Source organism: Streptomyces sp. NPDC101234 (genome assembly GCF_044767525.1).
Classification (GTDB): Bacteria; Actinomycetota; Actinomycetes; order Streptomycetales; family Streptomycetaceae; genus Streptomyces; species Streptomyces sasae.
Window position 1 is genome coordinate 144835 of record NZ_JBIWOA010000027.1, and the last position, 13638, is coordinate 158472.

The following is a 13638-nucleotide window of genomic DNA, read 5'->3' on the forward strand; positions in this document are numbered from 1 at the left end:
CCTTTTCCTCGGCCATGCAACACCCGCCGGAGTGACGGCGCAACTCCGGCAAACCATGCGCACGTGGCACCGCCGGCACGTCGGAAACCCGCGTTTCAGCCGAGCTGTCGAGCCCGGCCATCGCCTGTGGCCCAGGAGATCGCGGGAGACACCTTGCGGAGTGCCGCAATGTCGACGACGTGGCCCCGACCGCCGCCGTCTGCCGGGCACGGCCGCGCACGCTCGACGCCGCCCCCGACCACGTCCACCCCGTGGCCGTCCTGCACGAGGGGGCACGCGAGCCTGTACGACGAGGCCGGAGCGGCGGATCAGGGGGCGCTCGCCCGCGCTCGCGCCGTGCTCCCCGCGGGCACCAGTGCCCCGCCGCCCCCGGCCACACACGCGCTGACCGCAACCCGGCAGTCGACCCGCTCGTCAAGCAGGTCCGGCCCGCCCGGGGCGGCGAGCACGAAGAAATCAGCACCAGCGTCCATCCACCCGCCAACCCAGCGTCCATCCACCCGCCACCGACCACCCGTCGGCCCGCTCACTACGCGGCGAACGGCCCGGGTATCTCCCCCGACCCCCGCTGGATCAGCCGGGTCGGCATGACCACCGTGCGCGGTGGTGAGACATCGCCGTGGATCCGGGCGAAGAGGAGGTGTGCCGCGCTGGTCGCGAGGGCCACCGGGTCCTGGGCGATCACCGTGACCGGCGGAGTCAGCCGGGCGGCGAGCGCGAAGTCGTCGAAGGCGATGAACGCCAGATCGGCGGGGAGGACGGTGAGGGCGCCGAAGGCAAGGAGTTCGTTGCCGGCCAGGAGGGCCGTCGGTGGGTCGGGGAGGGCCAGGAGCGCGGTGACGGCCGCGGCCGCCTCCGCGCCCGACCGCACACCGTCCCTGACCAGTGCCGGGTCGGCCGCGATCCCCGCCGACTCCAGCGCTGCCAGATAACCGCGTCGGCGTTCGCCGAAGGTCCAGATCTCCGGCGTGTCGCCGATGTACCCGATCCGGTGGTGGCCGTGCGCCACCAGGCGGCCGACGGCCTCCCGCACCGCGCCGAAGTTGTCGACCACCACGGCGTCCACGTCCAGGCCGGGCGCCGCCCGGTCCACGCAGACGATCTTCGTACCCTGCGCCTGGGCAGGGCGCAGGAAGCGGTGGCTGCCGGCGGCCGGGGTGAGGATCAGACCGTCGACCCGGCGGGCGGTGAACGCGGCGATCACCTCGCGCGCCCGGCGCGGGTCGGCGCGGCTGGAGCCGATGAGCATGACGCTGCCGCGCTGCCGGGCGACGTCCTCGGCGGCGGAGGCCACGGCCGCCATGAAGGGGTCCGCGACGTCGTCGACCAACAGCCCTATGGTCTGGCTGAGTTGGTCCGTACGGCGCAACTGGCGTGCCACGTCGTCGCGTTGGTAGCCGAGTTTGCGGACCGCGGCCTCCACCCGTGCGGCGGTCCTCGGGGCGACGGCCGAATCGCCGTTGACGACCCGGGACACCGTCATCGCGCTGACGCCCGCTTCCGCGGCAACGTCCTTCATGGTCGGCCGGGTCGCTGTCACGCCACGTCCTCCACCTGCGTCACGTTTGAGCGTCGACTCGTTAACGTTACCAACTCGGCGGCATATCAACGCCCGTGCAAACAACGGAAGATGGCGACAGATCCGGGAGTGCCGACCGCCGTCTGCAGCACCCTTGACACCCCGCTGTGAGCGCCCCAAGAATCAGCCAAGCTGTTAACGATACCAACCAGAAGGCACAACATGGCCTCTGCAAGGGAACCACTGCTCACGGCACATGGAGTGGTCAAACGTTTCGGCCACGTCCAGGCGCTCTCGGGCGCCGATTTCACGGCATACCCCGGCGAGGTCGTCGCCCTCATCGGCGACAACGGCGCCGGCAAGTCCACTCTGGTGAACGTCCTGTCGGGCGTGCTCTCCCCCGACGCCGGTGAAGTCCGCCTGGACGGCGCGCCGGTGCGGTTCTCCGGGCCGATGGACGCACAACGGCACGGCGTGGAGACCGTGTACCAGGATCTGTCGCTCGCACCCGATCTCGACGCGGCGGCCAATCTCTATCTCGGCCGGGAGATCCTGCGCGGCGGGCTGCTCGGGCGCATCGGCGTCCTGGACCGGCCCACGATGCGCCGGGAGGCGGTCAGGGCCTTCGCCGAACTCGGCGTGGAGCTCAAGGATGTGACGGCCGCCGTGACAACGTTGTCCGGCGGGCAGCGGCAGTCCGTCGCGGTGGCGCGTGCGGTCGCCTTCGCCCACAAGGTCATCTTCATGGACGAGCCGACCGCCGCCCTGGGGGTCGTCCAGCGCGCCCGCGTCCTGGAGACCGTCCGCAGGGTCGCAGACCGGGGCATCTGTGTCGTGCTGATCAGTCACAACATGCCCGAGGTGCTGTCGGTCGCGGACCGGGTGGAGGTGCTGCGACTGGGCCGGCGCGTCGCGTCGTACACCGCCGCGGACACCACGATCGAGGAACTCGTCGGGGCGATGACCGGCTCGCTGGACGGGCCGAACGGGGGCAAGGAAGTGGAGGACGGACGATGACGGCCGAGAGCGAGAAGGCCCCCGCGGCCGTCGACAGCCGTGCCGGCGTGCCGGACTGGCTCCGGCGTGCGGCAACCCTCAACGAACTGTGGACCTTTGTGATCCTCCTGGCGCTGGTGGTGTTCTTCACCATCGCCGCGCCGGGCAAGTTCTTCACCACGTACGACATCACCCAGATCGCCGTGAACGCGGCCATCTACCTGGTCCTCGGCGTCGGCATGACGTTCGTGATCATCACGGCGGGCATCGATCTGTCGATCGGGTCGGTGCTGGTGCTGGCCGCGGTGGCGGCGGGTGAGTACAACATCCATCACGGCGGGCCGGCTTCGGGCTGGGGCACGGTCGCGTTCTCGGCCGTCATCGCGCTGGCCGTGGGCACGGCGTGGGGCGCGTTGCAGGGCGCGGTGGTGGCGACCGGCAAGGTGCCGCCGCTGATCGTGACGCTGGGCGGGCTCGGCGCGGCGCTGGGGATCGCCGAACTCGCCACCGGCGGCCAGGACCCGGCCGGCGCGGCCTCCACCCATCTGCAGAACAGCCTGGGCTTCGGCAAGGTGCTCGGCATCCCCTGGATGGTGATCCTGGCGGCCGTGGTCACGGCGATCTTCGGCGCGGTGCTGGGCAGTACCCGGTTCGGCGAGCACACTCTGGCCATCGGGTCGAACCCGACTGCCGTACGGCGGGCGGGTATTCCGGTGGGCCGCCAGCTGGTGAAGGTGTACGGCCTGATGGGGCTGCTGGCCGGGCTCGGCGCGGTGATGTGGCTGGCGTCGTACGGCACCACGTCGATCGCCGGGCACTCCACCGACAACCTCAAGGTGATCACCGCGGTGGTCCTGGGCGGGACCAGTCTGTTCGGCGGGCGGGGTTCGGTGCTGGGCACGGTGATCGGTGTGTTCATCCCGGCGGTGCTGACCACCGGGCTGATCGTGATCGGCGTCCAGCAGTACTGGCAGGACGTGGCGGTGGGCGTGGTGCTGGTCGTGGCCGTCTACATCGACCAGATGCGCAGGAAGACCCGGGAACGCGCATGACGGGCCCGCGGACGACGGATTCGTGCATGACTACTCGATCGCGCAGGACGCAGGACAAGGAGAACTCTGTGATGGGGAGCATTCGCAGCAGGCGCGGGTTGCTGGTCGCGGTGGGCACGGTTCTGGCCCTGGGCGCGGCCTCGGCATGCAGCTCGTCCAACGACGGTGGCAGTTCGGGGAGTTCGGGCGGTGCCAAGGGCAAGAAGGTCCGGCTGATCACGGGTGTGAAGAGCGACCCGTTCTACATCACGATGACCTGTGCCGCCCAGCAGGAGGCCAAGGCCAAGGGCATGGACTTCACGGCGGACGGTTCCGCGCAGTGGGACGTGTCGGTGCAGCGGCCGCTGCTCGACTCGGTGGCGGCGGCCCGCCCGGACGGGCTGCTGATCTCGCCGGTCGACACCACCGCGCTGACGCCGTCGCTCAAGCAGATCCAGTCGTCGGGCACCAAGGTGGCGCTGGTGGACACCACGGTGACCGACACGTCGATCGGCATCACCCGGATCTCGTCGGACAACGAGAAGGGCGGCCAGGTCGCCGCCGACGCGCTGGCCAAGCTGATGAACGAGAAGGGCTCGGTCATCGTCATCAGCGTCAAGCCAGGTGTGTCGACGACCGACGCACGGATCAAGGGCTTCACGGAGGAGATGGGCAAGTACCCGAACATCAAGGTGCTGCCGACGCTCTACGACAACGACCTGCCGGCCACCGCCGCCTCCCAGATCCAGTCGACACTCGCCGCCCACCCGGACCTCGGAGGGGTGTTCGCGGGCAACACCAACACCGGTACGGGTATCGCCACCGGGCTGAAGCAGGCCGGCAAGCAGGGTGCGGTGAAGGTGGCCGCGTTCGACGCCGAGCCCGACGAGGTCGCCGCGCTGAAGGCGAACACCCTCCAGGTGCTGGTCGCCCAGGACCCGGCGGCGATCGGCCGGCAGGCGGTGGACCAGCTCGCGAACGCCTTCGAGGGCAAGTCGGTCAGCAAGAGCATCGGCACCGACATGGTGGCGATCACGAAGGACAACATGGGCGACCCGTCGGTCAGCAAGTACTTCTACAAGTCGCAGTGCTGACGCCCAGACGAGGCTGACGGACAGTCAACGGCCGGGTGGACCCGCCCTCTTGGGTCCCTCCGGCCGCCGGTTGTACGAACGCCTCAGCTCAGGAGCAGGAGACGCCGTTCAGCGTGAAGCCGTACGGCGAGGAGTTGCTGCCGCTCCAGGTGCCGAGGAACCCGAAGGACAGCGTGCCGTTCGCGGCGATCGACTGGTTGTAGGAGGCGGCGTCCGCGGTGACCTGGGCGCCGCTCTGGCTGACGCTGGCGTCCCACATCTGGGTGACCTTCTGGCCGTCCCGGAAGGACCACTGGACCCGCCAGCCGGCCAGCGCCCGGGTGGTGGTGACGGTCACGGTGGCCTGGAAGCCGTCGTTCCACTGGTTGACCAGGTCGTAGGAGACCTTGCAGGTGGCCGCCGCCGCGCTCGGGCTCGGGCCGGCGGAGTTGCCTGCCTTGTGGCTGGTGCTCGCCGTCGGCGTGGAGGTGCCCTGGGGCTCCGGGTCGGGGTTGTTGTCGCCCGGCTTGCCCGCGCTCGCCGAGGTGGACGGGGCGGCAGAGGCCGTGTGGGCGGTGGGGGTCGGATCGGCGGACGGGATGACGGCGGTGGGGTCGGCGACCGGCTGCCGGTCGTCGTGGGAGGCCGCGGACGTGTCGTCGCCGGAGCCACCGCCCATCGGCATCATCGACACGCCGAGCGCCACCAGGGAGATCAGCACCGCCGCGCCGAGCAGGCCGTGCCGCAGCACCTTGCTCCGGCCGCTGCCGTCCTTGGGGTCGCCGTCGCTGTCGGCGACGCCCGGCCGGGCCCCGAGCCGGACCTCGGCCGCGCGGCGGCGGCGCTCCAGGTAGGCGAGGCCGCCCCAGCCGATGACCCCGCCGGCGAGCGCCGCGGGCAGTCCGCCGCCGTGCAGCCGCAGACAGGCGGCGGCCTCGGCGCACTGCACACAGGTGGCGAGGTGCCGGGAGAGGTCGTCGGGCGTGTCGGCGGCCGAGGACCGGGTGACCGCGTCGAGGAGCCGGGCGTAGCTGCGGCACTCGGCGTCCATCGGCGTGTCGAGGTGGGCGCGGTGGCAGCGGTCCCGGAAGAGCGCGCGCACCTGTTCCAGCTCCTGGGCGGCGATGACCGGGTCGAGGCCGAGTCGGCGCGCCACGGAGGACAGGGGCAACGCCTCCACCTCGGCCAGCCACAGCAGTTCGGCGTCCGCCTCCTGCATGTCCCGCAGGCCGCGCAGCGCGACGGGCCGCTGCAGCGGCAGCCCCGTATAACGCGCGGCCTTCTCGGAGTTGAGCCACAGCCTGAGGTCCGGGTCGAGTTTGTGCCCGAGTCCCGAGGTCTCCCAGCCGGCGGCCGTGTTGCGGACCGCGGTGAGCAGCAGCGGGATCATCGGCAGCCGGGCGGCGCGCCGTCCGGTGCCGCGCCCGGGAGTGAAGTCCGTGTCGCGGGCCTCGCGCATACCGAGCGCGAAAGCCTCGGTGGCCAGTTGATTGGCCGTCAGAGAGCCGGACGTGCACAGGTCGGCGTAGGAGAGCACCGCGTCCCAGCATTCGGAGAACAGCGCTGCCTCGGCGGCGTCCTGAGGGGTCGGCAGGTCGGTCATGGTCTCCTGCATCCAAAGCGAGGTCAACTCACCATATTGGCCATGGAGTTGGGGGGAACCTCGCGGCAGGACCGCAGCTTTTCACGTCTCCTGCACAACTGACAAGCGGCATATTCAAAACCGGATACCGGTGGTCGTGCCACGGGTTCGCCCCGTCACCCTTACCACCGGTCCCCGGTGTCACGTCAACCACTGTGCTCAGCACCGTGCCCGGTGCCGCGACCCACAACTCCGGCCTCTTGTACGGACCGCGACCACCATTCGACTCACCGTTCCCGTGAGTCTCCTGCACCTCTCCGGTTCGGATCAGGCCCCCGCCCGCTCCGCGACCGACTCGTCGGCCGTCTCCCGCGCCGGAAGGCTGTCCATGAAGGAGCTCACGGAGAATACGGCACGGCCTGGTCCGGGCGGGCCGTAACCGGGGGGCGAGGAGAGACCGAAGTCCTCCATCGTCTGACGATAGGCCTGGAGCAGCCGGATGTGGTACTCCAGCGGGGCGCCCTGCGGGTTGGCCTTGCCGAGCGGGGTGGTCGGCTCGGGGCACCAGGTGGTGAACCGGGGCGTGATCCCGTGCGACATGAAGAAGCGCAGGCCCTCGGTGGTGGACTCGATGGCCTCGTCGACGGTCTTGAACCCGAAGGGCTCGGCCATCTCCACACCGGCCACGAAGTTGGGGATCACATTGCGCGCGCCGAAGATCTCGGCCGAGTCCAGGATCCGCTTGTGCCACTCGTCGCGGCCGACGTACCGCTCCTTGCCCGGGCAGTACATCTTGAACAGGTACTCGTCCCACACCTCGTAGTTGGGGTGGTAGATCTGCACGCCGTAGTCCTTGAAGCGCTGCACGTCGTCACGCGGCAGCGCCTGGGCGACGACCTTGCCGATCCAGCGGCCCGGGAAGCGCTCCTCGATGGCCTTGGCGTAGCGGCCGTAGAAGTCGGCCTCGTCCCGCCCTCCGACGGTCTTGGTGATCGCGCCGCCGGTCAGCGTGTAGGCGGTGGACGTCTTCGCGGTGTCGTAGCGGTCGATGATCTCCAGCGCCTCCAGGACCTCCTCCACGTCCTTGACGCCGGTGTACGGCCGTCCGGCCGCCTTGTGCTGGCGCCAGTTGTGGTTGATGTCGCAGTACTGGCACTCCTCCTTGGCGCCGAAGTACTGGCAGACCCGGAAGACGGTGAGGTAGATGAGGTAACCCCACTGGATGGTAGGGGCGACCTCCATCACGGACTTCCCGTTGGAGAGCTTGTGCCGGTAGTACTCCGGCATCGGCGGCACCCCGACGTCGGCGATCCGCTTCCCGTCGAGGTAGAGCCCGAGCATGCCCTCCTCGTCCGCGGCCACCCGGTACGGCGAGGTCGGGTTCACCCGCACCGACACCACGGTCCGGCGCAGGTCGTACGGCCCGCCGGTGAGGATGATCTCCTCCGGCGGCCGGCGCAGCGCGGCCTCGCCCAGTTCGGGCAGGGTGCCGTGGTCGAAGGAGAAGATGAAGTACGACTTCGGCTTGACCTCGCCGTTCTCGTTGTCGCTCAGCGCGGAGGGGGCGAAGGCCACACCGCCCCGGAGCAGGTCCTCCTTGAAGACGGCTTCCCTCGGTACGTGCGGGAACCTCTCCATCAGATCCTCGACCAGCGCGGTACGGCTGCCCATCCCGTGTCTCCTCCCGGCTCAGGCGTTCGACTCCTCACGGTATGCCCCCGCTCGTTCGTCAGCCGTGCCGGGTCCCCTCTCGGCGCGCGATGTGTCCCGGTACGGCCGTGTCCGGGGCCAGTGCGGGATCCGTCACCGGGGTACCCCACACCGAGGTCAGGGGCAGCACCCCCGCCCAGAGCCCCAGCTCGGCGTCCGGCCCGTCGCCGTCCTCCGGGGCGCCGGTACGGATCTTGACGGAGGCCTCGGCCAGGGAGAGGGCGAGCAGTGTGGTGGCCGCCAGCTCCTTGCGGTTGGGCCGGCGGACGTACGACCACTGGCCCGGCGCCGAGTGTTCGGTGAGCAGACGCAGGCCCGCCAGCTTCTCCTCCGGGTCGGTCACCTTGCGGGCCGTGCCGTGGATCATCGCGCTGCGGTAGTTGACGCCGTGCTCGAAGACGGACCGGGCCAGCACCAGACCGTCCACATGGGTCACGGTGACGCACACCGGGGTCCCGCCCGCGAGGCTGCGGCTGGCGACCGAGCCGTGCAGATACAGCTGCCGGTCGTCCCGCCCGTAGACGGTCGGCACGACCAGGGGCCGCCCCTCGACCACCACCCCCAGATGACAGACGAACCCGGCGTCCAGGATCGCCTCCAGATCGGCCCGGTCGAGGCTGCCCTGCTCACGCAGCCGGCGGTGCCGGGTGAGGTCGGTACGGGGGAGGAGCGGAGGCAGCGAGTCGGTGGCCATACCGGCACGCTACCGATACCGCAGCACAATGGCCACACCATTGCCGATTACGGCAATAACCCATCACAGGGCGACGAAATCCGCAGCCCGGCTCCGCCCCTCAACTGCTCCCGGCACGTCGCGTCGACTCCCGCAGCACCACATGCGTCCCCAGTACCAGATGCTGGCCGTCCGGCAGCTCGTCGCGGTGCAGGGCGAGGCGGACGGCCGCGCGCCCCAGTTCCTCCTGGGGCACATGGACCGTGGTGAGTGTCGGGTGGACGTCCCGGGCGACCGGGATGTCGTCGTACCCGGCCACCGCGATGTCCTCCGGTATACGGCGGCCGGACTCCCGCACCGCCTGGATCACACCCGTGGCGATCATGTCGGTGGCCGCGAAGATCGCCGTGAACTCCTTCCCGGAGGTGAGGAGTTCACGGGTCGCCTGGTAGCCGTACGAGCGGGAGAAGACGCCGTCGACGATCAGGTCCGGGTCCGGCGCGAGGCCGAGCAGTTCATGGGCGCGGGTGAAACCGGCGATGCGCCGGGCGCTGGTGGACAGCCCCGGGACGCGGCCGAGGTAGGCGATGCGCCGATGGCCGCCGGAGAGGAGGTGGCCGGTGAGGGCGAAGGCGCCGCCCTCGTTGTCGTAGTCGACGACGGTGGCCGGGACGCCCGGGCCGAGCGGCGGCCTGCCCACCAGCACCAGCCGGGAACCGGCCCGGTCCAGGGCGTGCGCGAAGTGGGTCATCCGGTCGTGGTAGGCCTTGTCCTCAAGGGCACCGCCCACCACGATCACCGCGTCGGCCCGCTGCTCCCGCATGGTCTCGACGACGGCGAGGATGCGCTTCGGGTCGCCGTGCGTGGTGCAGAGCATGCAGAGCCGGCCCTCCGCCGAGGCCTGCTCCTCGACCCCGCGGGCGATGTGCGCGTAGAAGGGGCCGGTGACGTCGTCGACGACGAAGGCGACCGTCTTGTTGGTGGCGCCACCGAGCGCGCGGGCATGCGCGTTGACCACGTAGTCCAGCTCGCGCATCGCCTTCATGACCTTGGCGCGGGTCGCGGTGGCCACCGGATAGGTGCCCCCGAGGACCCGGGAGACGGTCGACGCGGACACCCCGGCCCGCGCGGCCACGTCCCGCACCGTCGAGGCGTCCCCGTTCGGCGCCGGCTGCGTTCTCTTCACCACCGCTCGGCTCCCCTTCCTCGCATGTTCAGGTCACCCTACGAGACGGACGTCACGCGGCCCGCTCCAGGACCGAGTGGTCGATGACGTACAGCAGACCGTCGCCGGCCAGCAGGCGCTCGGCCTCCTCCACGACGGTGAGACCGAGCCTCGCCACCTCGTTGCCCTGCGAGCCCGCGAGGTGCGGGGTGACGAAGGCGTTGGGGAGGTCGAAGAGCGGGGAGTCGGCGGGCAGCGGCTCGGGATCGGTCACGTCCAGGATCGCGGCGAGGCGGCCGGTACGCAGTTCCCCGATCAGGGCTTCGTGGTCGAGGAGCGAACCCCGCGCGGTGTTGATCAGCACGGATCCGTCCGGCATCAGCGCGAGTTCGCGGGCGCCGAGGAGATGCCTGGTCTCGGGGGTCTGCGGGGCGTGCACGGTGACGATGTCCGAGGTGCGCAGCAGCTCGTCCAGCGGCAGCAGGGGTACGCCCAGGCGCGCCGCCTCCACCTCGTCGACATAGGGGTCGGCAAGGCTGACCACCAGGTCGTACGGGCGCAGGAGTTCGATCAGCCGGCGGCCGATGCGGGAGGCGCCGACGATGCCGACGCGGCGGTGGAAGTTGCCGATGCCGGGGACGATGTCGCCGTACGGGAAGGTGCGGCGGGTGCGCAGCAGGTCACGGAAGGCGAAGACGTCCTTCCCGGCGAGCAGGATCATCGCGAGGGTGTACTCGGCGACCGGCAGCGCGTTGGCGGCGGCGGCCGAGGAGACGACGATGCCGCGCCGCCAGACCTCGGGCGTGGTGAACCCCTTCACGGAGCCGGCCGCGTGCAGCACCGCGCGCAGTCTGGGCGCCGCGTCCAGGGCCGCCGCGTCGAGGACCGGGCAGCCCCAGCCGGTGACGAGGACCTCGGTGCGGGCGAGCGTCTCCCGTACCCGGGGATCGGTGAGGTCGTGTGCCACCAGAGTGGGATCGATTTCTACACACTCGCGCAGACGCGCGAGCACCTCCGGCGGAAAGATGTGCGGCATGTTCTCGGCTGTCATGGCGAACAGTGCCTGGGGACGCTCGGGCAAGGAAGTGACCTTCCGGCTCGGTGACGCGCGGATAGCAACCGGTCTCTACCGTAGGTCTCGGCGAATGAGAGGGTCAATGGAAACGCACTCCCCACAGGACGACGGAGTGCGACGCAGGACGTCGGAGGACGACACGGATGGGACGACAGAGATGACGGATCCGGTGCAGACGGTCACCAACTGGGCGCGCAACATCACCTACACGGCCAAGGAGTTCCACCGCCCGCACTCGCTCGACGCGCTCCGGGCCCTGGTGGCCGGCAGTGCGCGGGTGCGGGTGCTGGGCAGCGGGCACTCCTTCAACCGCATCGCCGATCCGGGCCCGGAGGGCGTGCTGGTCTCGATCGCCGAACTGCCCTCCGCGATCGAGGTGGACTCGGCCGCCCGTACGGTCCGGGTCGCGGGCGGGGTCCGCTATGCCGAACTGGCCCGCGCCGTCCACGCGCACGGCCTGGCGCTGCCCAACATGGCCTCGCTGCCGCACATCTCGGTGGCCGGTTCCGTCGCCACCGGCACCCACGGCTCCGGCGTGGCCAACGGGTCGCTCGCGGCGCCGGTACGGGAGGTGGAGCTGCTCCTCGCCGACGGCTCGACGCGGACCCTGGCACGCGGGGACGCCGGCTTCGACGGGGCCGTGACCTCGCTGGGCGCGCTCGGTGTCGTCACCGCGCTCACCCTGGAGCTGGAGCCGGCTTACCGGGTCGAGCAGACGGTGTACGTCGAACTGCCCCTGGAAGGGCTGGACTTCGCCGCCGTGTCCGGGGCCGCGTACAGCGTGAGCCTGTTCACCGACTGGCGGGAACCGGGCTTCAGGCAGGTGTGGGTGAAGCGGCGCACCGACCGGCCCGCCGTGGACTTCCACTGGGCCGCGCCCGCGACGGAGGCGATGCACCCGGTGCCGGGCATGCCGGGCCGCAACTGCACCGAGCAGTTCGGGGTGCCGGGGCCCTGGCACGAGCGACTCCCGCACTTCCGCGCGGAGTTCACGCCGAGCAGCGGGGACGAGCTCCAGTCGGAGTACCTGCTGCCGCGGTCGACGGCGCTGGACGCGCTGCATGCCGTCGACGGCATCCGGCGCACGGTCGCCCCGGTACTGCAGACCTGCGAGGTGCGGACGATCGCCGCCGATCCGCAGTGGCTCAGCCCCGCCCACGGCCGGGACTCGGTCGCCCTGCACTTCACCTGGACCGACGACACGGCGGCCGTACTGCCGGTGGTGCGTGAACTGGAGGCGGCGCTGGAGCCGTTCGACCCGCGGCCGCACTGGGGCAAGGTGTACACCGCCCCCGCCGAACTGCTCCGCGGCCGTTATCCGCGGCTCGACGACTTCCGGTCCCTGGTCCGGACCCTGGACCCCGGTGGGAAGTTCGCGAACCCCTTCGTACAGGATGTACTGGGCGAGTGAGGGACTGGATACCCCCGAACGGGCGGGCGACTTAATAAAACCCTTTTCCTAATATCTTGTCGAAAGTCCTCGCAGCCCATAGCGTTGCGCCGCGTGAAGCACACATCACGGGACATCCGCACCGCGAACCGCTACGAGGTGCTGCGCCACATCATCGCCGAGTCGCCCACCTCCCGGCAGGAGCTGGCGGCCGTCACCGGGCTGAGCCTGGCCACGGTCGCCACCCTCGTCGGCGAGCTGCTCGAACTGCGGATGATCACCGAGGTCGGCTTCGAGGACTCGGCGGGCGGCCGCCCCCGGGGGCTGGTGGCGGTCAACGCGTCGGGAGGCGCGCTGATCGGTGTCGACATCGCGGAGACCTACGTCCATGTCGAGCTGTTCGACCTCGCGTTGAACGTACTGGCCCGCGCCGAGGAGAACATCCGCCCCGGTGAGAACCGGCCCGAGCAGGTGGTGGGCCATGCCGCCGCGGCGGTCGGCTCGGTGGTGGCGCAGGCCGGTGTCGAGGGGGCGCGGGTCCTCGGCGTCGGGGTGAGCGTGCCCGGCCAGGTCGACCGGGACACCGGGATCGCCGAGTACGCGCCCAACTGGGACTGGCACGACGTGCCGTTGCTGGCCCTGCTCTCCGAACACATCGCCTACCCCCTCCATCTGGACAATCCGCTGCGGGCCTGCGCGGTGGCCGAGCAGTGGTTCGGGGCGGCGCGCGGGCGCGGGGACACCGTGGTGGTGAACCTGGGCACGGGTGTCGGCGCCGGGCTCGCGCTCGGCGGGGGGCTGCACCGGGGTGTCAGCAACAGCGCGGGCGAGTGGGGGCACACGACGCTCGTGCTGGACGGACGGCTGTGCCACTGCGGGAACCACGGCTGTGTGGAGACGTACGTCGGTGCGCCCGGGATCATGCTGAATCTGCGGGAGTCGAGCCCGCGGAGCCCGCTGCTGCACCCCGAGGACCAGACGGCGACCATCGACGCGCTGGCCCGGGGCGTGGCGGACGGCGACCCGGTCGCCCTCCAGGTGGTCCGGGACACGGCCCGTTACATCGGCGCCGGTATCGCCAACCTGGTCAACCTGCTCAACCCCGAACTGGTCGTGCTCAGCAGCTGGGTGGCCCGCAGGCTCGGCGAACCGCTCCTCGACGAGGTGCGCGAGGCCGTGCGGCGGCACGCGCTGGGGCGGCCGTTCGCCGCCATGGAGATCGTCCTCTCCCCCATCCCCACCGACCCGGTGTGCCTGGGCGCGGCCACGTTCGCGCTGGAGGGCGCCCTGCGGTCGGTGGGGCTGCGGAACGGGGGACGGACGGGCCGTACCGCGCCGTCTTCGCGCTGACCAGCGCCCGTCCTCCCGGGTCCGGGAGCGCCCTCCCGGTGATCGAATAAGTCCAAATCGCGGGTCGATTAATC

11 protein-coding genes are annotated in these 13638 nt (G+C 70.8%); 5 read left to right on the plus strand and 6 right to left on the minus strand.

Annotation, left to right across the window (positions count from 1 at the left end):
- Window positions 1-529: 529 nt before the first annotated feature.
- On the minus strand, window positions 530-1540 hold the full coding sequence (locus ACIRR9_RS38815; RefSeq protein WP_403762161.1) for a LacI family DNA-binding transcriptional regulator: 1011 nt from the start codon (window positions 1538-1540) through the stop codon (window positions 530-532).
- 201 nt (window positions 1541-1741) lie between these two features.
- On the opposite strand from ACIRR9_RS38815, the gene ACIRR9_RS38820 reads away from it, so the two are divergent.
- The 3 genes from ACIRR9_RS38820 to ACIRR9_RS38830 all read left to right on the plus strand — a co-directional run bounded on the left by ACIRR9_RS38820 (window position 1742) and on the right by ACIRR9_RS38830 (window position 4640).
- The gene (locus ACIRR9_RS38820) at window positions 1742-2536 is read left to right on the plus strand and encodes an ATP-binding cassette domain-containing protein (protein WP_403762164.1); all 795 of its coding nucleotides are present in this window, start codon (window positions 1742-1744) and stop codon (window positions 2534-2536) included.
- Window positions 2533-3567, plus strand: coding sequence for an ABC transporter permease (locus ACIRR9_RS38825; RefSeq protein ID WP_365341309.1), 1035 nt, complete (start codon window positions 2533-2535; stop codon window positions 3565-3567). The genes ACIRR9_RS38820 and ACIRR9_RS38825 overlap by 4 nt, the downstream gene beginning before the upstream one ends.
- A 71-nt stretch (window positions 3568-3638) precedes the next feature.
- On the plus strand, window positions 3639-4640 hold the full coding sequence (locus ACIRR9_RS38830) for an ABC transporter substrate-binding protein (RefSeq protein ID WP_403762168.1): 1002 nt from the start codon (window positions 3639-3641) through the stop codon (window positions 4638-4640).
- Window positions 4641-4728: 88 nt separating this feature from the next.
- Here the strand turns inward: ACIRR9_RS38830 and ACIRR9_RS38835 are convergent, their stop codons facing one another.
- The 5 genes from ACIRR9_RS38835 to ACIRR9_RS38855 form a co-directional block, all read right to left on the minus strand.
- Window positions 4729-6222: a cellulose binding domain-containing protein gene (locus tag ACIRR9_RS38835; RefSeq protein WP_403762171.1), complete on the minus strand. Its 1494-nt coding sequence runs from the start codon at window positions 6220-6222 to the stop codon at window positions 4729-4731.
- A 306-nt stretch (window positions 6223-6528) separates the two neighbouring features.
- Window positions 6529-7872, minus strand: a complete 1344-nt coding sequence (locus ACIRR9_RS38840; RefSeq protein ID WP_403762174.1) for a radical SAM protein — start codon at window positions 7870-7872, stop codon at window positions 6529-6531.
- Between the two features lie 58 nt (window positions 7873-7930).
- The gene (locus ACIRR9_RS38845; protein ID WP_403762177.1) at window positions 7931-8605 is read right to left on the minus strand and encodes a pyridoxamine 5'-phosphate oxidase family protein; all 675 of its coding nucleotides are present in this window, start codon (window positions 8603-8605) and stop codon (window positions 7931-7933) included.
- 100 nt (window positions 8606-8705) lie between these two features.
- Window positions 8706-9773 (minus strand): LacI family DNA-binding transcriptional regulator, encoded by a 1068-nt coding sequence (locus tag ACIRR9_RS38850; protein ID WP_403762180.1) that lies wholly within the window; start codon window positions 9771-9773, stop codon window positions 8706-8708.
- A gap of 49 nt (window positions 9774-9822) precedes the next feature.
- Complete coding sequence (locus tag ACIRR9_RS38855; protein ID WP_403762183.1) at window positions 9823-10830, minus strand: hydroxyacid dehydrogenase; 1008 nt, start codon at window positions 10828-10830, stop codon at window positions 9823-9825.
- Window positions 10831-10981: 151 nt separating this feature from the next.
- Between ACIRR9_RS38855 and ACIRR9_RS38860 the strand changes: the two genes are divergently transcribed.
- A complete protein-coding gene (locus ACIRR9_RS38860) occupies window positions 10982-12235 on the plus strand; it encodes an FAD-binding protein (protein ID WP_403762186.1) in 1254 nt (417 codons plus the stop codon).
- A 93-nt stretch (window positions 12236-12328) separates the two neighbouring features.
- Window positions 12329-13564, plus strand: coding sequence for an ROK family transcriptional regulator (locus ACIRR9_RS38865; protein WP_403762189.1), 1236 nt, complete (start codon window positions 12329-12331; stop codon window positions 13562-13564).
- The last annotated feature ends 74 nt before the right edge of the window (window positions 13565-13638 follow it).

Bases quoted from the DNA above. Each gene is read 5' to 3' on its own strand.
- ACIRR9_RS38820 (WP_403762164.1), top strand. From the start codon at position 1,742: ATGGCCTCTGCAAGGGAACCACTGCTCACGGCACATGGAGTGGTCAAA.
- ACIRR9_RS38825 (WP_365341309.1), top strand. From the start codon at position 2,533: ATGACGGCCGAGAGCGAGAAGGCCCCCGCGGCCGTCGACAGCCGTGCC.
- ACIRR9_RS38830 (WP_403762168.1), top strand. From the start codon at position 3,639: ATGGGGAGCATTCGCAGCAGGCGCGGGTTGCTGGTCGCGGTGGGCACG.
- ACIRR9_RS38835 (WP_403762171.1), bottom strand. From the start codon at position 6,222: ATGACCGACCTGCCGACCCCTCAGGACGCCGCCGAGGCAGCGCTGTTC.
- ACIRR9_RS38840 (WP_403762174.1), bottom strand. From the start codon at position 7,872: ATGGGCAGCCGTACCGCGCTGGTCGAGGATCTGATGGAGAGGTTCCCG.
- ACIRR9_RS38845 (WP_403762177.1), bottom strand. From the start codon at position 8,605: ATGGCCACCGACTCGCTGCCTCCGCTCCTCCCCCGTACCGACCTCACC.
- ACIRR9_RS38860 (WP_403762186.1), top strand. From the start codon at position 10,982: ATGACGGATCCGGTGCAGACGGTCACCAACTGGGCGCGCAACATCACC.